The organism is Achromobacter pulmonis (assembly GCF_902859765.1).
Classification (GTDB): Bacteria; Pseudomonadota; Gammaproteobacteria; order Burkholderiales; family Burkholderiaceae_B; genus Achromobacter; species Achromobacter pulmonis.
This window is the reverse complement of the sequence record NZ_CADIJV010000009.1, coordinates 92,149-118,761: the sequence shown is the minus strand read 5'-3', so window position 1 is coordinate 118,761 and position 26,613 is coordinate 92,149. Positions and strand designations below refer to the sequence as shown.

Genomic DNA, 26,613 nt, shown 5'->3' with positions numbered 1-26,613 from the left:
TTGTGGGACAGACCCGCGCGGGGTCAGGGCTTCATCAGGCGGCAGGTGGACTGGGCCGGCGAGGTGTAGATCTGGTCGCCCGGCGCGCGCGCCACCAGCTTGTAGTAGTCCCACGGGCCTTTCGACTCCGCCGGCGTTTTCACTTGCATCAGGAACATGTCGTGCACCATCAGGCCATCGGCGCGAATCCTGCCGTCCTTGACGAAGAAGTCGTTCACCGGATTGGCCTTGAGCCACTTCATCACCGTATCGCCATCGGTGCTGCCGGTGGCCGCAACCGCCTTCAGATAGGTGGTCGCGGCGGAGTAGTCGCCGGCCTGCAGCATGGACGGCTTCTTCTGCATGGTCTTCTCGAAGCGCGCGGCCCATTGGCGCGAGGCGTCGTCCTGGTCCCAGTACCAGGCCGTGGTCAGGTACATGTCTTGCGCCGCCGGCAGGCCGAGCGCGTGGATGTCGCTGATCAGCACCAGCAGGCCGGCGATCTTCATTTTGGGTGTCAGGCCGAACTCGGCGGCCGCCTTCACCGCGTTACTGGTGTCGCTGGCGGAATTGGCCAGGCCCAGCACCGAGGCGCCCGAGGCTTGCGCCTGCAGGATGAACGAGGAGAAGTCGGCGGTGTTGAGCGGATGACGCACGCGTCCCTTCACGGTGCCGCCCTCGGCCTGCACCACGGCCGACGCATCGCGCTCCAGCGCCTGGCCGAAGGCGTGGTCCACCGTCAGGAAGAACCAGTCCTTGTTGCCCTCCTTGAGCATCGCGCGCGCCGTGCCGCGCGCCAGCGATACGGTGTCGTAGGCGTAGTGGACGGTATAGGGCGTGCATTGCGAATTGGTCAGTTCCGAAGCGCCCGCGCTCACCACGAAGAAGGGCGTCTTCTTTTCCTCGGCCACCTTGGCCATGGCCAGCGCGGCCGCCGAGTTGGCGCCGGCGATCAGCATGTTCACGCCTTTCTGGTCGAGCCATTCGCGCGCCCGCGCCGAGGCGATATCGGCGCGGTTCTGGTGATCGGCCACCAGCACCTCGACCTTCCTGCCCGCCACTTCGCCGCCCAGGTCGGCCACCGCCATCTTGATGGCCTCGGCGCCGCCCGGACCATCGGCGTCCGCCGACAGGCCCGACATGTCGGTGATGAAGCCGATACGGATCACGCCGTCATCGGCGCGGGCCGCGCCCGTCCAGCCCAGTACGGTGGCCAGCGCGGCTGCGCACAGTGTCTTTTTCATGGTGGTCTCCTCGATCCTGCGGATCTTGTGGTGTTCAAGTGCCCCGATGGCGGGGATGCTGTCGCGCCGCCGCCGCGGCGCCTGGCCCCGGCGGGGGCGGCAGGCGCCACGGGACGGGCGTATTCAAAAGGCGACGGCGTGCCCGCCCTTCAGGCCTAGCGTGGCGCGCGCCTCGTCGGGCGTGGCGATGCGCAGCGACAGGTCTTCCAGGATGCGGCGGATGCGCCGCACCTGGTCGGCGTTGGAGCGCGCCAGTTCACCCGGCCCGTCCCACAGCGAATCCTCCAGCCCCACGCGCACGTTGCCGCCCAGCGTCGCCGCCAGGGTGGCCAGGGGCGTCTGCTTGCGTCCGGCCGCCAGCACCGACCAGACGTAGTCGGCGCCGAACAGGCGGTCGGCGGTGCGCTTCATCATCATCACGTCCTCGGGGTGCGTGCCGATGCCGCCACGGATGCCGAAGACGGACTGGATCAGGAAGGGCGGCTTGAGCAGTTGGCGGTCGACGAAGTGGGCGGCGGTGTACAGATGGCCGATGTCGTAGCACTCGATCTCGAAGCGCGTGCCGTTGTCGCCGCAGGACACCAGGATGTGCTCGATGTCCTTGAAGGTGTTCTTGAAGATCAGGTCGTTGCTGCTTTCGAGGTAAGGGCGCTCCCAGGGGTGCGTGAAGGTCTTGAACCGTTCCAGCAGTTCATACATGCCGAAATTCATCGACCCCATGTTCAGCGAAGCCACCTCGGGCTTGAAGCGCAGTGCCGGCGCCATGCGGTCGGCCAGCGGCAGCACCGGCGAGCCGCCCGTGGTGATGTTGATCACCACATCGCAGGCGGCCTTGATGCGCGGCAGGAACTGCGCGTATAGCGCCGGGTCCTGCGTTGGCTGGCCGGTTTCGGGCTGGCGCGCGTGCAGGTGCACGATGGCCGCGCCTGCCTCGGCCGCCTCGATGGCGGCGCGGGCGATCTCGTCCGGCGTGACCGGCAGGTGGGGCGACATCGACGGCGTGTGGACCGAGCCGGTGATGGCGCAGGTGATGATGACCTTGTTCCTGGATGGCTGCATGGGCCTGGCACCTCTTGGATGGTGGAGCCCGGCTGTCTCCCGCCGGGCGCAGGCCATTCTGTCGCACGCCACCGGCCGCTGTCACCTGAACAGAAATTATCAATTGATAGGGAATCCGGTGCTGCGGCGCAGCGGTGGCGGGCGTACGCCGCTCACGGCCAGCCGCCATGCCCTGAAAAAAAACCGCCGCCGGAAATTTCCGGCGGCGGCGTGGTCCTGCGTTGCGGCGGGGACTCAGTCCTTGCGGCTGGTCACTTCCACCAGGTGGTAGCCGAACTGGGTCTTGACCGGACCCTGGACTTCACCGACCGGGGCGCTGAACACCACGGTGTCGAATTCCTTGACCATCTGGCCGGGGCCGAAGGTGCCCAGGTTGCCGCCGTCGCGGCTGGACGGGCAGCTGGAGTTTTCCTTGGCCAGTTGCGCGAAGTCGGCGCCGTTCTCGATGGCGGTCTTCAGTTCGTTGGCCTTGGCTTCGGTCGAAACCAGGATGTGGCGGGCGGAGGCTTGTGCCATGTTGAGGCTCCTTGCGGGGAATGATTGGGGTGGGGAGAGTAACGCATTTGCGCCGACTCGCTACCGTGCCATCATAAACGCGCAGCGGAAATGCCGTGGAAGGGACGGATCACGGCTGCGCCAGCCAATTCTTGAACGGCTCCAGATCCAGGTGGCCCGGGACGTACCATACCTTTCTCGTGCGATCCCACTGAGCGCCCAAAGCCTTCACCACATCCCTATTGGCATACGCAACTTTCAGGTCCCGTTGGCCAACAGACGCGGTGGGCAGGGCCAGATTGCGGCGGACGGCGTTGTTGGCGCGGTTTTGGGTGCTGGTCAGCTGCATCTGGGCAATGAAAGGGCTGCGCTGCGCGGGGTCTTCCGTTGGAATCAGGGTGAGTCGCGACTTGGCGCGCGTTGCCGCGACGTAGAAGAGGTTTTCTTCTTCGGGGCGTGCGCGTAGCGGGTTGGGGAATTCGCCCTGGTCGAGAAAGGGCAGAATCACGTGCTCGAATTCCTTGCCTTTGACGTTCGCCACGCAATCCAACAACACCATGTTCTTGCCGGGCCGCGCCCCAACGAACATCTCTGCGGCGCCAATCCAGGCTGAGAAGTCCGGCAGGTTCAGTTTCAGGTCACGTGCCGCCGCGATGAATCCCTTCACAGACTTGGTCACGACCGCGGCTTCGTACGGGTGAACGTAGAGCCGCCGCGCCAGTTTTTCCATGTCGACGAGTTCGCAGACGGCTTCGAATGCCGTATGTGCGGGGGCGCCGGACTCGAGGCCGCGCAGATGCATCACCGCGTTTTCGATACGCGTTCGAGCGGCGGGGTTTCCAACACGCTGGATCTGGCCTTTGAAGAAATACTCAAGTGTCGCCGGGTCCTTGGAGATCGTCGCTTTGGCCTCGTTGAGTTCGTCCGGCGTCAGGGGGACTTCGGCGAAAGTGGCCAATGCTTCCACAATGGCCGAGCGCGTGTCGGCCGACGCCACGTTATGAAAGTCGCCCAGCGCGATGGCAAGCATGCCGCGCAGGAAAAGAATTTCATCGCGCCGCAGATAACTTTTCATCGTCAACGTGCGATATTGCACTTGCGCCCGCATCAGCGCGTTTTCAACCTCGATGGACTGGTGATGGTCGCGCAACAGGATGCAGCAGCCATCCAGCGCCTTCCCATCGTTTTTCCACTGAAGGATGGCCTGCACGACCTGTTGTCCGCAAGCGCCCGGCACGGCGCCATAGGGCGCTTCGCGGATCTCGGTGTGCAGCGGCAGAGTCGAATCGACAATCTTGTTCTTGAACGCTTCCATGGCATATGCCAGATGCGGTCCGTGGCGGTATGTCATCGACAACGGGAAAGCGACGCAGCCCGGGAAGCTGGCCGCGATTCGATACTGCAGGAACGAGCAGTCGGCTCCCAGATGCGAGTAAATGACCTGATCTTTGTCGCCGACCCCGACAAAGTAGGGCTTGTGAACGTTGAGCAGCGATTCAATGATGCAGAACGAGGCTTCATTGACATCGTGCAGCTCGTCGCAGACCACCAGCTTGAAAGCGGGAAGGGCCTCATGCATTTCTGGCGTTGCGCGCAGGGTGCACGCCAGGTCATAGGTGGCGTCGAAAAAGCCGCGCGCCTCCACATAGCCGAAGGCATCTATACGCTGCCTTTCATATTCCACGGCCCACAGATAGTCGCCCAGCGGAATGCCCAGGCTTTCCGCCGCGGAGTCGGGGTCCGTGCCTGCCTCGTCGCGGGCCAGCGTCATGGTGGCCTTCAACCTGAGCAGATTCTCCAGGAACTGACTGATCGCCGTGTTGTGGGTGCTGATATCGAGCGCATCCGCCCTGTCTGGATTATTCGGCCCCACGTTCTCCAGCGCCGAAAGCGCAAAAGCCCTCTGCTCGCGGGCGGCGTGAAGGCTGACGGGCACATTGTCTTCAAGCCTGGACAGCACGGTCCGCGAAAATTCCTCGACCGTCTGCACGCGAACGCGCCTGGCCGTGTTGTACGCAATGCCGATGGCGGTCAGGCGAGTCTGCATCACCTGCTTGGCTTCATCGGTGAAAGTCAGCGCAAGGATATCTTCAGGCGCCATCCCCCTGCTGATGGCCTCGCCGATGCGCAGCGCGAGCGTGGTCGTCTTGGCCGCGCCCGCATTGGCGATGACAAGATTGGTCCGATGGCGGGAACCCTGGATATTTCTCTGTTCGTCGGTCGGGGTAAAACCCGTGGGCGTGAATTGAACGGAGATCGATGAAGTGGTCATGTACGTGGATGAGGGGGAGACAAAGCTGGCCGCGGTCATCAACGATACTACTTAAGGTGAAACGCAGGCGTTCTGCGGCTGACCTGCCATGTATTGCCGGTATGCCCCCAAAAAAAACGAGCGCAATGTGCGCTCGCTTTTTGATGCCAAGGCCGCCTTTACCGCAACGGCCACCCATACATCAACCCGCCATCCCGATATGACGCATTCAAGCCCCGCGTCAGCTTCATCGGGCTGGATTCCCCAAGGTTCTTTTCGAAGCTCTCGCCGTAATTGCCGATCTGCTTGATGATGTTGTAGGCCCACTTGTCATCCACGCCCAGGTTCTTGCCCATGCCGGGCGTCACGCCCAGGATGCGTTGGATGTTGGGATTGGTGCTCTTGAGCATCTCGTCCACGTTCTTGGACGTGATGCCGTATTCCTCGGCTTCCAGCATCGCATTCAGCGACCAGCGCACCACGTTGAACCATTGCTCATCGCCCTGGCGCACCATGGGGCCCAGCGGCTCCTTGGAGAAATTCTCCGGCAGGATGTCGTACAGCGCCGGGTTCTCCAGATTGGTGCGGGCCGCGGCCAGCTGCGACTTGTCGCCGGTGAAAGCATCGCAACGGCCCACCGCGAAGGCGCGGATGATCTCGTCCAGGCGCTCGACCACTACGGGCTTGAAGGCAATGTTGTGTGAGCGGAACCAGTCGGACAGGTTCAGTTCGGAGGTGGTGCCGGGCTGCACGCAGACGGTGGCGCCGTCCAGCTCCTTGGCGCTCTTCACATTCAGGGACTTGTTCACCATGATGCCCTGGCTGTCGTAGTAGTTCACGCCCACGCCGATCAGGCCCAGGGTGGTGTCCCGGGTCAGAGACAAGGTGGTGTTGCGCGGCAGCACGTCGACCTCGCCGGACTGCAGCGCGGTAAAGCGCTGCACCGCGCTGACGGCCATGATCTTGGCCTTGGAGGCATCGCCGAACATGGTCACGGCGATGGCGCGGCACAGGTCCACGTCCAGACCCATCCAGCCGCCCTTGCTGTCGTTGACCGAGAAGCCCGCCACGCCGGTGGACACGCCGCACTGCACGAAGCCCTTGCTCTTGACGCTGTCGAACGTCACGCCCGCGCTGGCGCCCCACGACGAAAAAAGGAGCGCGGCGCCTGCCGCGACGGTGGTCAGTGCTTTCATGGTGTCTCCGCGCAGGGGCGCAACATATTGGTCTGGATCCGCCGGTCGGCGGAAATGCGGCGAATGGTATCGGCCGGACCCTGGGGGGATAATCGGGGAATTCCCCTTAAGTCCACTGGGCGGAATTTACGGGGCCATATCCGGCCGGGTGGCCCCGCCGCGCCAGATGAAATCCACTGAAACCGCCTACGCCCGACGCGTAACGATTTCGACAATTCCTTCCGAGCACACTGGCCTCACCGCGTCCGCATCGGCGGACGCGACTGCGAGGGAGATGCATCATGAAGAGTCTTGTCAAAGCCGCGATGACCGCGGGCACCGCGGCGATCCTGTCCCTGGGAGCGCTGGCGGCGCCCGGCGTGGCGCAGGCCGGCGTGGCCATCAGCATCAATGTCGCGCCGCCGCCTCCCCGCGTGGAAGTGGTGCCGCCGCCGCGCGCGGGCTACGTCTGGGCGCCAGGTCATTGGGAATGGATCGGCGGACGCCACGCCTGGGTCGGCGGCGTCTGGGTGCCGGCGCGGCCGGGTTACGTGTACCACCGGCCCGAGTGGCGTCATCGGCACGGGCATTGGGTGTATTACGCGGGGCGCTGGGGGCGTTATTGACGGCTTGCCAAGGGGGAGGGGGGGGCGCCGGGATCAGGTGGGGCCGGTCTGCCCGCGCAGCGGTGATATTCCGCGCTGGTGGCGGCTGTTCCGTTTTTGGCTAAGGGAATGACGCACGCATGGGGCCTAAATACAAAAAGCCGCCACTGCAATGCAGTGGCGGCTTTTCTAATTTGGTGCCCGGGGCCGGAATCGAACCGGCACGCCTTGCGGCGGGGGATTTTGAGTCCCCTGCGTCTACCAATTTCACCACCCGGGCAGGCTGGTCGCGGAACCGTCCAGGTGACGGTCGCGGGTAAAGCGAAGACCGCGATTATATGCGGTCTGGGAAAAATTGTCAGGCAAGGGGCCGGCGCCCGTGAACGCCGGCCCGGCCGGCCTACTTCTTTTCCGGCAGGAACCAGTTCATTACCAGCGCGCAGATGCCGCCGGTGGCCACGCCCGATTCCAGGACGCTTTTCACCGCGTGCGGCAGGTGCGACAGGATCTCGGGGACCTGCGACACGCCCAGGCCCAGGGCCAGCGACACGGCGATGATCAGCAGGGCGCGGCGGTCCAGGTGGATGCCGGCCAGGATGTTGATGCCGGAGGCGGCCACGGCGCCGAACATGACCATGGCGGCGCCGCCCAGCACGGGTTCGGGCACGGCCTGCAGCACGCCGGCAACGGCGGGGAACAGGCCCAGCAGGATCAGCATGCCGGCGATCCACACTCCGACGTGGCGGCTGGCGATGCCGGTCAGCTGGATGACGCCGTTGTTCTGGGCGAAGACCGAGCTGGGGAAGGTGTTGAAGACGCCCGCCAGCAGCGAGTTGGCGCCGTTGACCAGCACGCCGCCCTTGATACGCTGCATCCACAGCGGGCCTTCGACCGGCTGCTTGGACACCTTGCTGGTGGCGGTGACGTCGCCGATGGCTTCCAGCGAGGTGACCAGGTAGATGATCAGCATCGGCACGAACAGCGACCACGAGAAGCCCAGGCCGAAGTGCAGCGGCATCGGCAGCTGGAACAGCGCGGCTTCGCGCGCGCCGGTGAAGTCCAGGCGGCCCATGTAGGCGGCGGTAATGTAGCCGACGGCCAGCGCCAGCACCAGCGCGGTGCTGCGGATCCACACCACCGGCACGCGGTTCAGCAGGATGATGGTGCCGAGCACCAGGCCCGACAGTGTCAGGTTCTCGGCGCTGGCGAAGGTGCCGTTGGCCATGGCGCCGAAGCCGCCGCCCATGCTGATCAGGCCTACCTTGATCAGGGTCAGGCCGATCAGCAGCACCACGATGCCGGTGACCAGCGGCGTGATCAGGCGCTTGACGAAGGGCAGGATGCGGCTGATGCCCATTTCGACGAAGGAGCCGGCGATGACGACGCCGAAGATCGCGGCCATCACGGCTTCGACCGGCGTGCCTTGCTTGACCATGACCGAGACGCCGGCGATCAGCGGGCCGACGAAGTTGAAGCTGGTGCCCTGCACGATCAGCAGGCCTGCGCCCAGCGGGCCGAAGCGCTTGCATTGCACGTAGGTGGCGATGCCGGAGATGACCAGCGACATGGACACGATCAGGGTGGTGTCGCGGCTGCTTACGCCCAGGGCCTGGCAGATCAGCAGGCCAGGGGTGACGATGGGCACCAGGATGGCCAGCAGGTGCTGCAGGGCGGCGACGAAGGCGACGGGGGGCGCGGGGCGGTCGTCGGGGCCGTAGACCAGGTCGTGGCGGGGGGCGTCGTCGGCGGGCGCGCCGTGGGCGGCGGGTGGGGTCAGGGAGGCGGGTTGCATGGCGGCAGGGTCGGCCGGGGGCGGGAGAGGAAAGTGCGGGATTTTAGCGGGGAAGGCCCCCGGGTGCAGCGCGTCCGCCGCGGGGCTGCCCGGGGGGGCTTGATAGAATTCTGGTCCGTCAACCAGCGGCCGCCGGCCTGGGAATCGATGCAGAAGCGCACCAGAGGGATCGTGATCTTACTGGTCTTGTTGGCCGTCATCCTGCCGCTGGGCCTGCTGTCGTGGCTGATCGCCGGCGGCGACGATTTCACCGCCATCGACCATGGCGAGTCCTATGGCAGCAGCATCTACAAACGCTACCAGGGCGAGGTCTATGCGGCCGTGCCCAGCAATGGTTATTACCGGATGCGCGATGCGGATCCGGCGGCGTTCGAAACCTTCGACACGGGCCGCTATGACGGCCGGCAGGCGGCGCGCGATGGGCGCCACGTGTATTGCGGCAATCGGGTGCTGCCGGAGATGCGGCCCGCATCGACGCGCTACCTGGGGAACAGTTATTTCAGCGACGGCGCGGTGACGTATTTCTGCGATTTCGCCTCCGAGCGCAATGGCGAGCTGGGCCAGATGGACGAACTCTGGCAGACGATCCTGTACCGCGCCGGCAAGGGCGACAAGCCGCAGACCTACCTGTACCCGTTCCTGGCCCTGCCGGCCAGCGCGCAGCCCTACCGGCCGCTGCTCGATCGGCAACTGGCCACCGACGGCGCGCGCGTGTTCTACGAAGGCCGCGAAATGCCGCAGGCGGATCCGGCGCGGCTGCGCCGCATCGCCGCGATCCAGCGGGGCGAGGCGCGGCCGGGCGAGAATTTCTTCGGCGATGGCCGCCGGGTCTATTACCGGGAGACGTTGCTGCCGCTATCGGACGATCCGGCGCTGTATACCTTTACGGTCGGCAACCTCCATCGCCAACCTTATCTGCATGACCCGCGCGACGGCATGGTGTACCTGGGCGCGCTGGCGTTCGACCGCGCGCATGCGCCGTACCGGCTGCTGAGCGAGGCGGGCCGTCACATGCTGCATGCGCTGTTCGCCGGCAAGGACGGCATCTATTTCTACAACAGCGAGAAGCGCGTGGTGGAGCGGGCCGGCGACGATCCGTTCGCGGCGGGCGGCTTCACGGCGTTGTCGCCGTATGTGTTCTGGGACGGCCGCCAGCTGCTGTTTCTCAAGGGCAAGGCCGTGTGGAACCGCTCGCGCACCGGCGGGCGCCTGATTTCCCGTTCCACGCTGATCCTGCGCATGAAGGACGCGCCAGCGGGCCAGTGGACCCGACTGGGCGGTGTCTACCACGGCTTCGGGTCGGTCTGGCGCAACGGCGACGCGCTCTATTATCTCGACGAGCTGGGCCCGGACCAGCTGATCCCCAGCGCGATCTATCGCATCCTGGATCCCATGGCGGCGGATTTCCTGCTGCGCTCGCGGCAGACGCGGCAGATCAAGACGGACGACATTCGCAATCTGGTGCGCAGCGGGAAGCTGGCGGCGCCCGAGTCCGACGAGGTGCTGGAGGCCAAAACGCGTTACCGGCGCGGCGTGCTGTCGTTTTTTCTGGACTGATGCCGGGGGCGGCCGGTCCGATCGTGGGGCGGGCCGGGCAGCCTGGCCGGCCGCTGCATTTTCCGGTCTTGAAATATTTCACATGGCCCCCATCACAATAGGGTTTCCCGGAGACCGCCTGGGCCATGCGCCCCGCTATCCGGCTTCCTTTTGTCCCTAATTTTCCGACTTTTCATACAACGATGAGCCAGACCGCCACGTCCGAAACCCTGGGATTCCAGGCCGAGGTGAAGCAACTGCTGCACCTGATGATCCATTCGCTGTACAGCAACAAGGAAATCTTCCTGCGCGAGCTGGTGTCGAACGCATCGGACGCCTGCGACAAACTGCGCTTCGAAGCCATCGACAATCCGGCGCTGCTGGAAGGCGATGGCGAGCTGGCCATCACCGTCAGCTACGACAAGGACGCGCGCACCATCACGATTTCCGACAACGGCATCGGCCTGTCGCGCGACGAAGCCGTGGCCAACCTGGGCACCATCGCCCGGTCCGGCACGCGCGAGTTCTTCTCGCAGCTGACGGGCGACAAGCAAAAGGACGCGCAGCTGATCGGCCAGTTCGGCGTGGGCTTCTATTCGTCGTTCATCGTGGCCGACAAGGTCACCGTGGTCAGCCGCCGCGCCGGCGCCACCGACGCCATCCGCTGGGAGTCCGACGGCCAGGGTGAATTCACCATCGCCGCCGCCGACAAGGCCACGCGCGGCACCGACGTCACGCTGCACCTGCGCGCCGACGAAGACGAACTGCTCAACGGCTGGAAGCTGCGCGAGATCCTGCGCCGCTATTCCGACCACATCTCGCTGCCGATCCGCATGGCCAAGGAAGAGTGGGATTCGGAGAAGAGCGAGCAGGTCAAGAAGGACGAGCTCGAAACCGTCAACCAGGCCAACGCGCTGTGGGCCCGCAACAAGGCCGACGTCACCGAAGAACAGTACCGCGAGTTCTACAAGACGGTGTCGCACGACTACGACGACCCGCTCGCCTGGACCCACAACCGCGTCGAAGGCCGCAGCGAATACACGCAGCTGCTGTACGTGCCCAAGCACGCGCCGATGGACCTGTGGGACCGCGACGGCCGCCGTGGCGTCAAGCTGTACGTCAAGCGCGTCTTCATCATGGACGATGCCGACCAGTTGCTGCCGTCGTACCTGCGCTTCGTGCGCGGCGTGATCGATTCGGCCGACCTGCCGCTGAACGTCTCGCGCGAAATCCTGCAGGAAAGCCGCGACGTGCGCGCCATCCGCGAAGGTTCGGCCAAGCGCATCCTGTCGCTGCTGGAAGACCTGGCCGAGAACAAGCCGGAAGACTACGCCACGTTCTGGTCGGAATTCGGCCAGGTGCTCAAGGAAGGCGCGGGCGAAGACCACGTCAACCTGGAACGCATCGCCAGGCTGATGCGTTTTGCCTCGACCCACACCGGCGACCAGGCCCAGACCGTGTCGTTCGCCGACTACGTGGCGCGCATGAAGGAAGGCCAGGACAAGATCTACTACGTCACGGCCGATACCTTCGCCGCCGCCAGCAACAGCCCGCACCTGGAGATCTTCCGCAAGAAGGGCATCGAGGTGCTGCTGCTGTCCGACCGCGTCGACGAATGGATGCTGTCGTACCTGCGCGAGTTCGATGGCAAGTCGCTGGTGTCGGTGGCCAAGGGCGGCCTCGACCTGGCCGAGCTGGCCGACGAGGAAGAAAAGAAGCACCAGGCCGAAGTGGCCGAGGACTTCAAGCCGCTGGTCGAGCGCCTGCAGAAGACCCTGGAAGACCAGGTCAAGGAAGTGCGCGTGACGCTGCGCCTGGTGGATTCGCCGGCGTGCGTGGTGGTGGGCCAGAACGAACTCAGCCCGCACCTGCTGCGCATGCTGAAGGCGGCCGGCCAGGAAGCGCCCAACGTCAAGCCGGTGCTGGAAATCAATCCGGAACACCCGCTGCTGGCGCGCATCCGCGCCGCCGACGACGGCGAGTTCGACCAGTGGGCGCGCCTGCTGCTCGATCAGGCCCTGCTGGCCGAAGGCGCGCAGATCGCCGACCCGGCAGCGTTCGTCAAGCGCTTGAACGCGCTGCTGCTGAAGTAAGCGGTTGGCGTGACAGGTGAAAGGGCGCCCGCGAGGGCGCCTTTTTCATTGGAGAGGGCGGGATCTCCGTGCGCTTGTTGGATCCGGCGCAACCGGCCCTGGTCGCCGAAAACGCCGACGGGGCGCGCATTTCACTGGCGGGCGCGCAGGACAAGCTGCTGCTGATGGTCATGCCGGATGGCTCGCCGGCCTGGCCGGAGGGCGCCGCGCCCTCCACGCACATCCTCAAGCCGGACATGCGCGGTTTTGATGGCGTCTGGTCATCGGCGCTCAATGAAACCCTGGTGATGCAATTGGCGGCGCGCCTGGGGCTCGGCGTGGCCGAGGCAAGCCTGCAACCGGATACCCGCGCGTGCCTGGTCACCCGCTACGATCGCGCGCCGGACGGCGCGGGGGGCCTGCTGCGCCTGCATCAACTCGATCTGTGCCAACTGGCAGGCAAGCCCTCGGACGTGAAATACGAAGCCGATGGCGGGCCGTCGCTGGCGCATTGCCGCGAACTGCTCGGGGGCATGGGCGTCAACGCGGCGGACCTCAAGCGGTTCCTGCTGTGGGTGCTTTTCAACCTTTGCGTTGGCAACAACGATAGCCATGCAAAGAACCTGTCCGTGCTGCAAACACCAGATGGCCAGTACCGCCTGGCGCCGTTCTATGACCTGATGTGTACCGCGCTGTATCCCGGCCTGGCCCGCAATTTCGCGTTTGCCGTGGGTGGCGAGTCCAGGCCGGGCCACATCGGCCGCGGGCATCTGGATGCGATGGTCCGGGAACTGGGCTTCAGCCCCCGCTATGTGGCCGGCGTGGCGCAGGCGTTGGTGACGGAATTGCCGTCGGCGCTGGAAACGGTACAGGCCGACCTGGCGCGGCAGGCCACGGCAAGAACGGAAAGCACGCTGATCGAGCGTCTGGTCCCGTGGATTCGGGCCAATATTCGCAAGCTCGCCAAACGCTGGGAATTGCCGGGCTGATCCGGTCCGCTCCCCGGAACCCCCCCCACATCATTCATGACTCCAGGTCAAAAGTCTTTCGCCGTTTCGTTGCTTTTTCCGCAAGGGTATACCCGTCATACTGGCCGCCTGTCTTCCGATCAGACCCGCCCCACGCTGCGGCCTTCGCCGCGACGCTTCTGGATTCCCTGGTCGGCGCACCCAACCAAGGAACCCGTATGTCTACCCATGAAACCCCGCCGGTGAAAGCCGGCCTGCCATTGCTGGCATTGGCCGTTGGCGCCTTTGGCATCGGCGTCACCGAATTCTCTCCCATGGGCCTGCTGCCCGTGATCGCCGACGGCGTGGGGGTGTCCATCCCCAGCGCCGGCATGCTGATCAGCGCCTACGCCATCGGCGTGATGCTCGGTGCGCCGCTGATGACGCTGGCGCTGTCGCGCTGGTCGCGCCGCAAGGCGCTGATCATGCTGATGGCGATCTTCACGCTGGGCAACCTGCTGTCGGCGCTGTCGCCCAACTACACCACGCTGCTGCTGGCGCGGCTGGTGACCAGCCTGAACCATGGCGCCTTCTTCGGCCTGGGGTCGCTGGTGGCCGCCAGCGTGGTGCCGCGCCACAAGCAGGCCAGCGCGGTGGCGACGATGTTCCTGGGGCTGACGATCGCCAACGTCGGCGGCGTGCCGGCGGCCACCTGGCTGGGTCAGGTGATCGGCTGGCGCATGTCGTTCGCCGCGACCTCGGTGCTGGGGCTGGTGGCGATGCTGTCGTTGTGGCTCGCGCTGCCGGCGGGCGAGGCGGGCCGGCGTCCGGACATCCGTCATGAACTGGCGGTGCTCAAGACGCCGGTGGTGCTGGTGGCCCTGTTGACCACGGTGCTGGGCGCGGGGGCGATGTTCACGCTGTACACCTATGTGGCGCCGACGCTGGCCGAGTTGACCGGCGCGTCGCCCCACTTCGTGACGGCGATGCTGGTGCTGATCGGTATTGGCTTCACCATCGGCAATACCGCCGGCGGCCGCTTCGCCGACCGTTCGCTCGACGGCAGCCTGATCGCCTTCCTGGTGCTGGTGATCGCCGACCTGCTGGCGTTCCCGTGGCTGGCCCAGACCCCGGCGGGCGCGGCGATCGGGCTGCTGATCTTCGGCTTCGGCACCTTTGCCGTGGTGCCGCCGCTGCAGATGCGGGTGATGCGCGCCGCCACCGACGCGCCTGGCCTGGCCTCGTCGGTGAACGTGGGCGCCTTCAACCTGGGCAATGCGGTGGGCGCGGCGGCCGGCGGCGGGGTGATCTCGGCCGGCCTGGGTTATGCCGCGGTGCCGGTGGCGGGCGCGGTCATTGCCGCCGCCGGGCTGGCGCTGGTGCTGTGGCAGCGCGCCGCCAACCAGCGCCAGCGCAAGTTGGCGGTGCAGGGCTGCTGAGCCTCAGAACTCGAAGGTCGCGCCCAGTTCGTAGGTGCGCCCCGGCGCCAGCAGCACCTGGCTGGTGGCGCGGCCGCCGTAGTAGGCGTAGAGCTTGTCGGTCAGGTTGCGCACGCGGAAGGTGATCAGCGCCGGACGGATGCGATAGCTGATCGCCGCGTCCACCGTGGTGTGGCTGTTGATGCGGATCTGATTGGCGTTGTCGGTGTAGATCTTGCCGGTGTGATTCAGGCCGACGAAGACGTCCATCGGCACGTCCTTCAGGCGATAGGTGGCGTACAGGTTGGCGATGCGCTCGGGCACGTTGGGCGGGGTGTTGCCCACGCGCGAGGTGCCGTCGCCCTCGGTCAGCGAATCGAAGCGCGCATTCAGCGCGGCGATATTGCCCGACAGCGTCAGTTGCGGCGTGACGCGCCAGGCCGCCGACAATTCCACCCCGCGCGACGATTGGCGGCCGTTGTTGACCGTCACGCGCGGGTCGTTGGCGTCGCGCGTCAGCATGTTCTCCAGCTTGATGTGATAGACCGCCGCGGTCCATTCCACGTCGCCCAGGCTCTGCTTGAAACCGGCTTCCCATTGCTCGCCCTTGGCCAGCGGGAACGAGGCACTGGCCTGCGACAGCAGGAACAGCGTCCCCACCGGCAGGGTGGCGTTGGTGTACTGGGCGTATACCGACGACGACGGCGTCACGTCGTACACCGTGCCCAGCCGCGCGGAGTTGGCGCTGTAGCGGGTGCCGAAAGTGTTGCGGGTGCCGGCGTTCAGGTCGGTGACGCCGCGTTCGACGCGCATGCGGTCGTAGCGGTAGCCGCCCACCACGGTCCAGCGCTCGGTCAGCTTGAGCGAATCCTCCAGGAACAGCGCGGCGCCGCGCACGTCGGTGGTGTAGTCGGTGCGGTTGCCGGGGCCGCTCATCAGCGCCGGGTCATCGTTGAAATAGCCCACGTCCGGGTTCCACAGCGACACGCGCAGCGCGTCGGCGGTGCTGGCCGACCGGTTGGAGAAGCGCCGCTCGCTGTCCAGCGTGGTCTTGCTGAGTTCGCCGCCGATCACGAACTTGTTCGACAGGCCGCCGATGACGCCGTCATGGCTGGCGTCGAAGCGGTCGATGAAATAGCGCTGGTGGTGCGTGATGAGGGTCTGGTCGCGGTCGATCGACGCGGGGGCGCTGTAGGTGGCCGACTCCGAGTTCTTCCACAGCCGGTCGACCTTGTTCATCGCGAATTCGTTGCGCAGCGTCCACGACGGCGTCAACCGGTGCGTGACGCGCGCCCGCAGCCAATAGGATTCGGCCTCGTTGCGGTCGTCCAGCACGTTGTAGTTCTTGCCGGCCAGGGCGCGGTCCAGCACGCGGCCATCGGGCGTGCTGACCACGCCGGTGGGGTCCTTGGCCAGGCTGCGCGGGACCAGCGGCGTGCCCCAGTAGGCGTGGCCGGTGTCGCGCGAGTAGTCGAACGACAGGTCCAGGCGGGTGGCGGGCGCGATGTCGAAGGCGATGCCGGTGGTCAGGTGGTCGAGCTTGTTGCTGTTGCGATCAATGGTGCCGACGCGGGTGTCGTTGTGGCTGTAGTCGATGCGGTAGGCGCCGGTCTCGCCGAAGTTGTCGCCCAGGCCGATGCCGGTGCGCGTGCTGCCGTAGCTGCCATACGAGAACATCGCTTCGCGCGACGGGTTGTTCCGGTCGGGGCGCTTGGTCTGGAAGTTGACGATGCCGCCGATGGCGCTGTCGCCCTGCAGGACCGAGGCGGGGCCCTTCAGGACCTCGATGCGCTCGTAGTTCCAGGTGTCTTCGACCCGGTTGGTCGAGCCGGCGCCGGACATGCGCAGGCCGTCGTACAGGTACAGGATGTCGGTGAAGCCGCGCGAAGACAGCGTGGTGGGCGAGGACGGCGGGCCGCCGCCGGCCAGGCCGGTGGCGCCGCGCAGCGCCTCGCTGAGGGTGCTGGCGCCGCGCTCGCGCATGGCCTGCTGCGAGACGATCTCGACCGAGGCGGGCGTTTCGCGCAGGGTCAGGCCCAGCCGCGAGGCGCTGCTGCTGCGGCTGTCCAGGTGCAGGCTCTCGGCGTCGCCGGCGGCTTCCACGCGGATAGCGGGCAGTTCGGCCTCCTGGGCCTGGACGTTGGGCACGGCGGTGCAGGCCGCGAGGGCGGCGGTGGATACGACTCTTCTCATGACGCTTTCCCGAAACTCGATGGGGGTGAAAAATCTGTCTCTAGACCACGCGGTAGCGGCGCAGGCGCCAGCCGGCCAGGGCCAGCAGCAGCGCGGCCGGCGCCAGCAGTTGCATCAGGGCGCGCAGGGCCCGGGCGCGCACGGCGGCGGGGTCTTCCTCTTGCCAGTGAAAGACCGGCATGGCGGCGAAGTCGGCGGGCGTGATGGCGCGGCTGGCCTCGATGCGGGGCAGGAAGAAGTCCTTCCAGGCGCGGTGATAGGCATCGATCTGCCGCATGAAATGGGCGTGGCGGCGTTGGCCGGTGCCGGCCAGCGCGGTGATGCCTTCGTACGCGACCGCCGCCGGCGACAGCACGCTGTAGCGCGCCACCAGCGCCTGCTGGCGCGCCATCTGTGCGTCGAAGCGCGCCAGTTCCGGCTGCATCGCCGCGTCCACCTGCCGCTCGACGCGGGCATGGCCCAGCGGGCGGCCGGTGATTTCCAGGCGGCCCTCGCGGGGAATCAGGGCGTCGGGCTTGTCCATGTGGCCGTAGTCGGTCGACAGCAACGCGGCGTTGTCGCGCATCGCCAGCGCCGTGGCCACGCGGGTGCGCGTGGCCAGTTCGGCGCGCGACGGCGCCGGGCTGGCGTAGGCCGCCACCAGGTTGAGCAGCACCGGCACCACCAGCACCAGCAGCACCCAGCCGACCATCAGGATCATGGCGTTGGCGGCCGACGACTTGCCGAAGGCGTTGACGGCCACCACCGCCGCGAACCAGAACAGCGCGTAGGCGCCGACCAGCAGCGCCCACCACAGTGTGGCGCTGGCGGCCTGCAGCGCCTGGGGGCGGGCCAGCAGCAAGGCGGCCACCGGCAGCAGCACCGCCGCGCCCAGCAGCACCACCGCGCGCAGCGCGATCTTGCCGCTGATCAGGGTCGCCAGCGCCAGCGGTTGCGACAGCAGCAGGCGCAGCGTGCCGTCTTCCTTTTCGCCGGACAGCAGGTTGTGCCCGAGCGCGAAGATCAGCAGCGGCAGCAGGTAGATCACCACGAACGCCAGATCGAAATGCCCGCTGAGCAGGTGCCAGGGATTCTCGATGTCGTTGTTGTGGATGAAGTTGACCTTGCTGTCGTAGGTCACCTTGAATTGCGACGGGAACAGGTCGGTCTGGCCCAGTGCCACTGGCGCCAGCGGCACGCTGGGCATGAGGGCGTAGTCGCGCCCAGGCCGCCGCCCATGTTGGCGGGGCTGGCGGGATTGCCGAACGGCGTCGGGGTTTCGCTGCCGTCCATGATGCGTTGCAGCTGCGCCAGCTGGCTGGCGCGGTTCTGCGCGTCAGCGTGCGCCAGCGCGGCCTGGGCCTGGTCGCGCAATGCGGTTTGCAACAGTCCGTTGAAGACGGCGTAGCCCACCAGCAGCAGGAACAGCAGGCCGCATAGCCACAGCGCGCGTTCGCGCGTCAACAGGCTGAGTTCATGCCGCAGGACCATCCCGAAGCGGCTCAATTGCGTATCGTGCACCGGGAATCTCCTACAGGGCGGTCTGGCGGGCCACGGCGCGCCAGGCAAAGGCCACGCTCAACAGCAGCGCCACGGCCAGCATCATCAGGCTCAGGCGGGCCTCGCGCAGCGCCCAGCCGGCGGGCGGGGCCTGGTAGTGGAACGGCGGCACGCGCGCCCATAGCGACGGGCCGGCCTGATACGAGAAATGCTGGTGTTCCAGTGTGTCGGCGTGCGCCACCAGGTCGGCGCTGACGATGTCCTGGATCACGCGGCGCTGCCGTTCGGCGGCGGTGGTGAAATCGCGGTGATGGGCGAAGTCGGTGCCGGCCATGGCGGCCGACAGCGCGCGCACCGCCAGCAGCGGCATCAGCCAGCCGGCCGTTTCCTGCACGGTCTGCTGGCGCTCCCAGGTGTCCCACAGGCGGCCGAAGTGGCGGTCATACACGGCGTAGGCGGACTGGTCATCGAGCTTGAGCGCCAGGCCCCACTTGTTCAGCGGCACGTCGCGGCTCCAGCGTTCGGTGGTGCCGAAGGCCTGCATCCAGACGCGGTCGGACGTGGCCTTGAGGTCGTCCTGCAGCGCCTGGTTGAACGCCAGGCGCGTCGGGCTGGGGTAGAGCCCGCGCGACAGTTCGGCCATGACGCGCGGCGCGATCACGGTGTTGGCGATCCACAGCGCCAGCAGCACGGTGATGGCCACGCGCGACGAACGCGCGGCGGCCGATACGCCCAGCGTGACGAAGACGAAGACGGCCAGGTACAGCGCATAGCCGCCGGCCAGCACGCTGAAGCGCAGCATCGCATCGGCGCGGCCGCCAGCCAGCCATACCGCCGCGATGGCGGCCAGCGCCGCCGGCACCAGCAGCAGGGCCAGGCTCATGGCCAGCGCCGTGGCCTTGCCCCACAGCAGGCGCGAGGGCGCCACGCCCAGGCTCAGCGTCTGGCGCAGGATGCCTTGTTCGCGCTCGCCCGAGAAGGCGTTGAAGCCCAGCACGATCACCAGCAGCGGTCCCAGCGCCTGCAGGATCCAGGCGGCCGACAGGTCGCCGAAGCGCTGCAGGCCGGTGGCGTCCTGCGCCGGGCGGAACTTGACCTCGCTCTGGCGGTGCGCCTGCAGCCACACGGTGCTGCCGATGTACGGATTGATGCCGGGGTCGAGCAGGGCCAGCGTGGTGTCGGGCTTGAAGACATGCATGCCTTGGTGGGCGGCGTCGTGCGGATGGCGCGCGCCCTGCTTGAGCCAGTCGCTGTAGTCGGTGTTCTGGGCCGCGGCCTGTTCGGCGCGCGCCTCCTGCTGGTGCAGATAGCCGACCGCCAGCGCCGTCAGCAGCAGCACAGCGACGATGCCGCCGGCCCAATACAGCCGGCCGTCGCGCAGCCGTTCGCGCAGGTCCTTGAGGGCGATCAGCAGGATCATGCGTCGGACCTCATGTGCGCCAGGTATAGCGCTTGCAGGTCGACCTCGCCGATCTGCGCGGTGTCCAGGCTTTCGACCAGCCGGCCGCGCTTCATGATGCCGATGCGGGTGGCGGTCTGGCGCGCGTGGAACAGGTCGTGGGTGGTGGCGAGGATGGCCACGCCGCGTTCGGCGGCGCGTTGCAGCAGGCGGGTGAATTCGGCGGCGGCGGAAGGGTCCAGGCCCGAGGTGGGTTCGTCCAGCAGCAGCGCGCGGGCATTCTTGGCCAGCGCCACGGCGATCCACACCTTCTGCCGCATGCCCTTGGAATAGGCGGCCACGCGCTTGTCGGCGGCCGCCGGGTCCAGGCCGACCTCGGCCAGCAATTCCAGCAACCGCGCGCGCGGCGGCGCTTCGCCCAGGGCCAGCGCGGCGAAGTAGCGCAGGTTCTCCAGGCCGCTGAGGGTGCCATACAAGTTGACCTGTTCCGGGATGTAGGCCACGTGGCGCTTGCTGGCCAGCGGTTCGCGGGCCACGTCCAGCCCGTGGATCAGGGCCTGGCCGCCATCGGGCGCGATGAAGTTCAGGAACAGGTTGATGGTGGTGGTCTTGCCGGCGCCATTGGCGCCCAGCAGGCAGTAGATCTCGCCCGGCTCGATGCGCAGGTCCAGCGGGTGGAGCGCGATCTGGTCGCCGTAGCGTTTGGTCAGGCCGATGGCTTCGAGCACTGCAAATCCTTCTTCGTCCGAAGATGCGGGGAGTTCAGGGGGGAGGGGCCGCCGATGACGCCGTCCTGGCGCGCGGGCCGAATTGGGAATGACTATTGTTAGAGATGATATAACATAACGTGATTATATCGCCATCCATTGTTCGGAACTTTGGCGAAACCGGAGATCCAAAGCAGAAGGGCGTCCACATGGACGCCCTTCGTCATTGCGATAGCGGTGCGCGCCGATCAGGCCTCGATGCGCTCCACCTTGCCCACCAGCAGGATGTACGACAGCGCACCCAGCAGCGCCAGCGACGACACATACACGATGGCTGGCGCGAAGTTGTCCTGGGATACCAGGAAGCCGATCACGATCGGCGTGCAGATCGACGACAGGTTGCCGACGAAGTTGAAGACCCCGCCGGTCAGCCCCAGCAGACGCACCGGCGCCAGAGTCGATACCAGCGACCAGGTGATCGACGCCAGGCCGTTGCCGAAGAACGCCACCGCCAGGAAGAAGATCACCCACGGCGTGGAATCGGTGAAGTTGGCGCCGATCATCGACGTCGAGATCAGCAGGCCCAGGATGATCGGCAGCTTGCGCGCCAGGCCCACCGTGGCGCCGCGGCGGATCAGGAAGTCCGACAGCACGCCCGAGCACAGCACGCCGACGAACGCCGCCAGGAACGGCACCGACGCCAGGAAGCCCGACTTGATGAAGTCCATGCCGCGGTACTTCACCAGGTAGGTCGGGAACCACGTCAGGAAGAACCACAGCGTCGAAGTCAGGCAGAACTGGCCCAAGTACACGCCCCACAGCTTGCGCTGGCTCATCACCAGGCCCAGGTCGTTCCAGTTGAACGGGGCCTTCTTTCGCCGCCGGGCGGCCCCAAGGGGAAAGGCGCCCCCTTGGGGGGCAGGAAGCCCGTCTTGCGGGCGCGCCGTGGGGGCGTCTTCATTGACGCGTTTGTCCAGGTCGACCACGCCGCCGCCTTTCTGGATCAGCTCGATCTCGGCCGCGTTGGCGCCCTTGAACTGGCGCGGCTCACGGTAGATCAGGTACCACAACACGCCCCAGACGATGCCCACCAGACCGGTGCTGACGAACACCATGTGCCAGCCATAGCGGTGCTGCAGCCAAGCCAGCAGCGGCGTCAGGAACGCCAGGCCGACGAACTGGCCCGAGGTGTAAAAGCCGATGGCGGTGGCGCGTTCCTTTTCCGGGAACCAGGTCGTGACGACGCGGTTGTTGATCGGATAGGCCGGCGCTTCCAGCGCGCCCACGGCCAGGCGCAGCACGAACAGGATCACGAAGCTGCCGGCAAAGCCCATGAAGAACGTGGCCGCCGACCACAGGATCAGCGCGGCCGCGTACAGCACGCGCGGCGACACCCGGTCCACCAGCCAGCCGCCGGGGATCTGCATGGCGGCGTAGGTCCAGCCGAAGGCCGACAGGATCAGGCCTTCATGCACCGTGTCCAGGCCGAACTCGTCCTTGAGCGCGGGCGCAGCGATGGACAGGTTGCTGCGGTCCAGGTAGTTGATGACGACGGTGATGAACAGCATCACCATGATGAGATAGCGGCTGCGCGTCGGCCGCTGGGCGCTTTGCAGGCCCGGGTGGGTGGCGGTGGTCAAGGGGGTCTCCTCTCTTGCTTTTTCTACCGGCTTACCACTCGGCGAAGCTGCCGTCGGCGTGGCGCCAGATGGGGTTGCGCCAGCGGTGGCCGACCGCCGCGCGCTCTTTGACGTATTCCTCGTTGACCTCGATGCCCAGGCCGGGGCCCTGCGGAATCTCGACCATGCCGTTCTCGTAGGCGAACACCTCGCGGTTGCTGACGTAGTCCAGCAGGTCGTTGGCCGCGTTGTAGTGGATGCCCAGGCTCTGCTCCTGGATGAAGGCGTTGTAGCAACCGGCGTCGATCTGCAGGCAGGTGGCCAGCGCGATCGGACCGAGCGGGCAGTGCAGTGCCAGCGCCACGTCGTAGGCCTCGGCCATGGCGGCGATCTTGCGCGTTTCGGTGATGCCGCCGGCGTGCGAGGGATCGGGCTGGATGATGTCGACGTAGCCTTCGGCCAGTACGCGCTTGAAATCCCAACGCGAGAACAGGCGCTCGCCCAGCGCGATCGGCGTGGACGTCAGCGGCGCCAGTTCCTTCAGCGCCTCGTAGTGTTCGCTCAGCACCGGCTCTTCGATGAACATCAGCTTGAACGGGTCCAGCTCTTTCATCAGCACCTTGGCCATGGGCTTATGCACGCGGCCATGGAAGTCCACGCCGATGCCGACGTTGGGGCCGACCGCCCCGCGCACGGCAGCCACGTTCTCCAGGCACTTCTCGACCTTGTCGAACGAATCGATGTACTGCAATTCCTCGGTGCCGTTCATCTTCACGGCGGTGAAGCCGCGCTCGACCGCGCCCTTGGCGGCCGCCGCGGTGTCGGCCGGGCGGTCGCCGCCGATCCACGAATACACGCGGATGCGGTCGCGCACGTTGCCGCCCAGCAGTTGCGACACGGGCACACCCAGGTCCTTGCCCTTGATGTCCCACAGCGCCTGGTCGATGCCGGCCAGCGCGCTCATGTGGATGGCGCCGCCGCGATAGAAGCCGCCACGGTACAGCACCGTCCAGTGGTCCTCGATGTTGCGCGGATCCTTGCCGATCAGGTAGTCCGACAGTTCCTCGACGGCGGCGGCCACCGAATGGGCGCGGCCTTCCACCACCGGTTCGCCCCAGCCGACGATGCCGGCGTCGGTTTCGATCTTCAGGAAGCACCAGCGGGGCGGCACGATGTAGGTGGTGAGCTTGGTGATCTTCATGCTTGGGTCTCCTGGGCCGGATAGGCGCGTTGCCAGGCGGCCATGAAAGCGCGCGCGTTCCGGCCGACTTCGGTGGCCGACAGGCCGGGTTGGTACAAGGCGGAGCCCAGGCCGAAGCCGCTGGCGCCCGCCTGGGCATAGGTGGCAAGGTTGTCGGGCGTGATGCCGCCGACCGGCATCAGCGCGATCGGCGGACGCATCACCGCGCGCCAGGCCTTGAGCACGGCCGGGCCGAGCTGCTCGGCCGGGAACATCTTGAGCGCGTCGGCGCCGGCCGCCAGTGCCGCGAAAGCCTCGGTCGGCGTGGCTACGCCGGGGCACGACGCCAGGCCGGCGGCCTTGGCCGCGCGCACCACGGCCAGGTCGCTGTGCGGCATGACGATCAGCTCGCCGCCCGCGTCCTTGATGCGGGCCACGTCGGCGGGGTCCAGCACGGTGCCGGCGCCGACCAGGCAATCGGCCGGCAGCGCATCGCGCATGGCGCGGATGCTGACCAGCGGCTCGGGCGAATTGAGCGGCACCTCGATCAGGCGAAAACCCGCCTGGTACAGCGCCTGCGCGACAGGCACGGCCTCGGCCGGCGTGATGCCGCGCAGGATAGCGATCAGGCCGCAATGGGCCATGGCGGTTTGCAGTCTGGTATGGGTCATGGTGGGGTCTCGGAAGTGGGGAAGGGCACCAGTCCGGCGCTGACCGCCAGGTGCCACAGGCCGCGCTCGGTGGCGTGCTTGGCCAGTTGCGGCGTGCCCAGGCCGTAGTGCCGCAGCGCCAGGATGTAGCGCTGGCACAGCGCGTCGTCGCCGCACAGCACGATGCGCGGCAGGTCGCCCTGCAGATGCAGCATGTCGGCCAGCGCGGAAATTTCATGGCCGATCAACAGGCCCGACAGGTAGTCGGCCTGCGACACCCCGGCCAGTTCGCCGGTCAGCCCCAGCGCGCGGGTGCTGAAGATCGTCGACAGCACGCCGGCGCGGCCGGCGGGCACGCCGGCCACTTTCAGGCCACGCTCGAAGGCCGCCATGTCGGACGCCCGCGCCTCGACCATGGTGCGGCCCAGAATGGTGTGGCCGCGCAGCGCGGCGTAGACCTCGCCGGTCATGAAGGTATCGAAGTGCGTGACCTGGCCGCGGCGCGTGTTGACCCATTTCGAATGGGTGCCGGGCAGGCCGATCAGCACGTTGGCGGCGGGGTCGTCGACCTGGCCGGACAGCACGCCGAACACCTGCGTTTCTTCGCCGCGCATCACATTGGGCAGGCCATGGCGCTGGATCAGGCCGGGCACGATGTGCAGCGGCGCGGCGCCGTGGCGCTCGACGCGCGTCAGCAGCGTGCCGATGCGTTGCAGGTCGACCGGCACGTCCAGGTAGGCGGCTTCCTGCCAGCCCTGGGCGCTGCCGACCATGCCGCAGGCGATCACCGGCAGGTGGGGCTCGGCCCGCAGCCAGTCGCCGCAGGCCTGCTCGAACGCCAGTTCGAAGCCCGATTGGCCGCTGGGCGTGGCGGCGCCGTCCTGCAAGGGCTGCGGCAGGCGCATGATGCCCCACGGCAGGTGGCGGGTATCGAGCGTGCGGCCGGCGCCATCGAGGCGGTAGGCGCGCAGCGAAGAGGTGCCCCAGTCCAGCGCGATAAGGGCCGCGCGGGCCGGCAATCCGGTTGTCATCAGAGTCTGTGTCTCGTCTCGGGCCGGCGATGCGCTGCGGGCGAGGACGCGCCGGGAGGCGCGGTAGTCGCGGGGGCAGGCGGTGGCCGACCTTGTTGTCGTCAGGCCCGCGCCGACGCCGGGGCGGCGGCGGGCAGGCTGCGAAAAATTCTAGATCAGCGCTTGAAAAATCTCAAAATATAGAATTAAATCCCATATATAGGGAATTTGGCCTGAGGGGATAATGAAGCCGTGCCGGGGCTACGCCATGCCTTCGCCTTCTGCCTCGTCTTCCGCCTTCGCCTGCCGTTCCACCTTTGCAATAGCCGCGCCTGCCCCCCATGCCCGATTCATCGCCCGCCTCTCCTGCCTACGACCCCGACGCCACGGCCCCCGCCGGCACCCAGACCCTGATGCGCGGGCTGGGCGTGATCCAGGCCGTCGCCGCCGGGGCGCGCGATCTGAAAGACATCTGCGCCCATATCGGCGTGGCGCGCAGCACCACGCACCGGCTCGCCAGTTGCCTGGTGCAGGAACGCTATCTGCGCACGCTGCCCGGCGTCGGCTACGTGCTGGGCCCGAAGCTGATCGAACTCGGTTTCCAGGCGCGCGAAGCCTTTCCCATGGCCACGCTGGCGCGGCCTTACCTCGACGCCCTCGCGGCCGAGACCGGCGACACCATCCACCTGGCGGTGCGCGACAACGACGAAGTGCTCTACCTGGAAAAGATCCCCGGCAAGAAAGGCCTGGAGATGCGTTCGCGCGTCGGCCATCGCATGCCGCTGGCCGCGACCGGCGTCGGCAAGGCGTTGCTGCTGGACGCCGACGAGCCGCAATGGAAAGCGCTGCACCGCATCGGCGCGCCGGTGTCATCGCGCGCGCCCGGCGGCGGCCAGACCTGGGAAGCCTTCCGCGACCGCATGCGCGACTACGCCGCCAACGGCTACGCCTTCGACCTGGAAGACAACGAACCCTCGATCCGCTGCGTGGCGGCGCCGGTGCGCGACGCTTCCAGTGGCATCGTCGCCGCCATCAGCGTGTCCAGCACGGTGCCGTACATGTCGCTGGACCGCATGCGCGAGATGGTGCCGGTCGTGCGGGAGGCCGCCGCGCGCATTTCGGCGGAACTGGGTTGGAAGGTGCAAGGCGCGCCCACCCGGCCGCGCGCGGCCGACTGAGATAAATCTCCGACGAAATCGCATGTCGCAGCCGCCGGCCCCGCTGGGGATCGGTGCTAGTCTCGTCGCTCATCCTTGATGTCCATCATGATCGAGTAGATTGACGGCGACGAGCAAGTGGCGCCCAAACCTGATGTCGCGCGCCTGTATGCGGCTTATGCCGAGCGGCTGCGTCGCTACCTGTTCCTGAAAACCGGCGAAGCCGAACTCAGCGCCGACCTGGCGCAGGAGTGCTTCGCCCGTCTCGTCGCGCAGGAAGACGAACTGCCGTCCGACGACGCCCTGGCCTATCTGTACGCCATCGCCAACCGCCTGCTGATCGATCACCGCCGCAATCATCATCAGGCCCGCACCGAGGTCGCGTCGGACGCGTTCCTGGAAAGCGTGCGCGACCTGCGCATCGCGCCCGATGTCCACGTGCACATTCGCCGGCAACTGGCACGATTGGCGGCGACCCTGGCCGAACTGCCGGTGCGCACGCGCCAGATTTTCCAGCTTTGCCGCATCGAGGGCTTGAGCCACGCGGAGGCCGCCCGCTATCTGGATATCTCTCCCAGCTCGGTGCAGAAGCACCTGGCCATGGCGCTGGAACTGATGCGCGAACGCCTGGGAGACGACCCTTGAA

General features: G+C 66.9%; 20 protein-coding genes, 1 tRNA gene and 1 pseudogene. 7 read left to right on the top strand and 15 right to left on the bottom strand.

Translation table 11 applies throughout. From position 1 onward, the window contains the following. Positions 1-23: 23 nt before the first annotated feature. The 5 genes from HV701_RS10350 to HV701_RS10330 form a co-directional block, all read right to left on the bottom strand. A complete protein-coding gene (locus HV701_RS10350; protein ID WP_175132970.1) occupies positions 24-1,223 on the bottom strand; it encodes an ABC transporter substrate-binding protein in 1,200 nt (399 codons plus the stop codon). 123 nt (positions 1,224-1,346) lie between these two features. Further along, positions 1,347-2,282 (bottom strand): 3,5-dioxohexanoate:acetyl-CoA acetone transferase, encoded by a 936-nt coding sequence (kce, locus tag HV701_RS10345; RefSeq protein ID WP_175132969.1) that lies wholly within the window; start codon positions 2,280-2,282, stop codon positions 1,347-1,349. 234 nt (positions 2,283-2,516) lie between these two features. After that, on the bottom strand, positions 2,517-2,798 hold the full coding sequence (locus HV701_RS10340; protein ID WP_006385706.1) for a peptidylprolyl isomerase: 282 nt from the start codon (positions 2,796-2,798) through the stop codon (positions 2,517-2,519). 109 nt (positions 2,799-2,907) lie between these two features. Next, positions 2,908-5,088, bottom strand: a complete 2,181-nt coding sequence (locus HV701_RS10335; protein WP_254595158.1) for an ATP-dependent helicase — start codon at positions 5,086-5,088, stop codon at positions 2,908-2,910. A 119-nt stretch (positions 5,089-5,207) separates the two neighbouring features. After that, on the bottom strand, positions 5,208-6,224 hold the full coding sequence (locus tag HV701_RS10330) for an amino acid ABC transporter substrate-binding protein (RefSeq protein ID WP_175132968.1): 1,017 nt from the start codon (positions 6,222-6,224) through the stop codon (positions 5,208-5,210). Positions 6,225-6,505: 281 nt separating this feature from the next. Here HV701_RS10330 and HV701_RS10325 point away from each other — a divergent pair, with 281 nt between their 5' ends. After that, on the top strand, positions 6,506-6,829 hold the full coding sequence (locus HV701_RS10325) for a YXWGXW repeat-containing protein (protein ID WP_175132967.1): 324 nt from the start codon (positions 6,506-6,508) through the stop codon (positions 6,827-6,829). A 174-nt stretch (positions 6,830-7,003) separates the two neighbouring features. On the opposite strand, the gene HV701_RS10320 is transcribed toward HV701_RS10325, so the two are convergent. Next, positions 7,004-7,088 (bottom strand) — tRNA-Leu (locus HV701_RS10320). A 120-nt stretch (positions 7,089-7,208) separates the two neighbouring features. Next, on the bottom strand, positions 7,209-8,600 hold the full coding sequence (locus HV701_RS10315) for a uracil-xanthine permease family protein (protein WP_175132966.1): 1,392 nt from the start codon (positions 8,598-8,600) through the stop codon (positions 7,209-7,211). A gap of 171 nt (positions 8,601-8,771) precedes the next feature. On the opposite strand from HV701_RS10315, the gene HV701_RS10310 reads away from it, so the two are divergent. The 4 genes from HV701_RS10310 to HV701_RS10295 all read left to right on the top strand — a co-directional run bounded on the left by HV701_RS10310 (position 8,772) and on the right by HV701_RS10295 (position 14,594). Then, positions 8,772-10,157 carry a DKNYY domain-containing protein gene (locus HV701_RS10310; RefSeq protein ID WP_254595157.1) on the top strand — a complete coding sequence of 462 codons (1,386 nt, stop codon included), beginning with the start codon at positions 8,772-8,774 and terminating at the stop codon, positions 10,155-10,157. A 182-nt stretch (positions 10,158-10,339) separates the two neighbouring features. Continuing rightward, entirely contained in the window at positions 10,340-12,229 is a 1,890-nt protein-coding gene (htpG, locus tag HV701_RS10305) for a molecular chaperone HtpG (RefSeq protein ID WP_175132964.1), read from the top strand. Between the two features lie 68 nt (positions 12,230-12,297). Next, a complete protein-coding gene (locus tag HV701_RS10300) occupies positions 12,298-13,197 on the top strand; it encodes a HipA domain-containing protein (protein WP_254595156.1) in 900 nt (299 codons plus the stop codon). 197 nt (positions 13,198-13,394) lie between these two features. Continuing rightward, on the top strand, positions 13,395-14,594 hold the full coding sequence (locus HV701_RS10295) for an MFS transporter (RefSeq protein ID WP_175132963.1): 1,200 nt from the start codon (positions 13,395-13,397) through the stop codon (positions 14,592-14,594). 3 nt (positions 14,595-14,597) lie between these two features. Here the strand turns inward: HV701_RS10295 and HV701_RS10290 are convergent, their stop codons facing one another. The 8 genes and pseudogenes from HV701_RS10290 to HV701_RS10255 all read right to left on the bottom strand — a co-directional run bounded on the left by HV701_RS10290 (position 14,598) and on the right by HV701_RS10255 (position 24,831). Then, positions 14,598-16,766: a TonB-dependent receptor gene (locus HV701_RS10290; RefSeq protein WP_175132962.1), complete on the bottom strand. Its 2,169-nt coding sequence runs from the start codon at positions 16,764-16,766 to the stop codon at positions 14,598-14,600. 40 nt (positions 16,767-16,806) lie between these two features. Further along, positions 16,807-18,266 (bottom strand): annotated as a pseudogene (locus tag HV701_RS10285) (ABC transporter permease subunit). A gap of 10 nt (positions 18,267-18,276) precedes the next feature. Further along, on the bottom strand, positions 18,277-19,665 hold the full coding sequence (locus tag HV701_RS10280; protein WP_175132961.1) for an ABC transporter permease subunit: 1,389 nt from the start codon (positions 19,663-19,665) through the stop codon (positions 18,277-18,279). Further along, on the bottom strand, positions 19,662-20,372 hold the full coding sequence (locus tag HV701_RS10275) for an ABC transporter ATP-binding protein (RefSeq protein WP_175132960.1): 711 nt from the start codon (positions 20,370-20,372) through the stop codon (positions 19,662-19,664). Before HV701_RS10275 ends, HV701_RS10280 begins: the two co-directional genes overlap by 4 nt. A gap of 227 nt (positions 20,373-20,599) precedes the next feature. Further along, a complete protein-coding gene (locus tag HV701_RS10270) occupies positions 20,600-21,991 on the bottom strand; it encodes an MFS transporter (RefSeq protein WP_175132959.1) in 1,392 nt (463 codons plus the stop codon). Positions 21,992-22,022: 31 nt separating this feature from the next. Then, positions 22,023-23,171 carry a galactonate dehydratase gene (gene dgoD / locus HV701_RS10265; protein WP_175132958.1) on the bottom strand — a complete coding sequence of 383 codons (1,149 nt, stop codon included), beginning with the start codon at positions 23,169-23,171 and terminating at the stop codon, positions 22,023-22,025. Next, entirely contained in the window at positions 23,168-23,821 is a 654-nt protein-coding gene (locus HV701_RS10260) for a 2-dehydro-3-deoxy-6-phosphogalactonate aldolase (RefSeq protein WP_175132957.1), read from the bottom strand. Before HV701_RS10260 ends, dgoD begins: the two co-directional genes overlap by 4 nt. Next, the gene (locus HV701_RS10255) at positions 23,818-24,831 is read right to left on the bottom strand and encodes a 2-dehydro-3-deoxygalactonokinase (protein WP_175132956.1); all 1,014 of its coding nucleotides are present in this window, start codon (positions 24,829-24,831) and stop codon (positions 23,818-23,820) included. Before HV701_RS10255 ends, HV701_RS10260 begins: the two co-directional genes overlap by 4 nt. Positions 24,832-25,151: 320 nt before the next feature. Here HV701_RS10255 and HV701_RS10250 point away from each other — a divergent pair, with 320 nt between their 5' ends. Further along, positions 25,152-25,988 carry an IclR family transcriptional regulator gene (locus tag HV701_RS10250; RefSeq protein ID WP_175132955.1) on the top strand — a complete coding sequence of 279 codons (837 nt, stop codon included), beginning with the start codon at positions 25,152-25,154 and terminating at the stop codon, positions 25,986-25,988. Positions 25,989-26,105: 117 nt separating this feature from the next. Then, positions 26,106-26,612: an RNA polymerase sigma factor gene (locus HV701_RS10245; protein WP_175132954.1), complete on the top strand. Its 507-nt coding sequence runs from the start codon at positions 26,106-26,108 to the stop codon at positions 26,610-26,612. Position 26,613 lies beyond the last annotated feature (1 nt).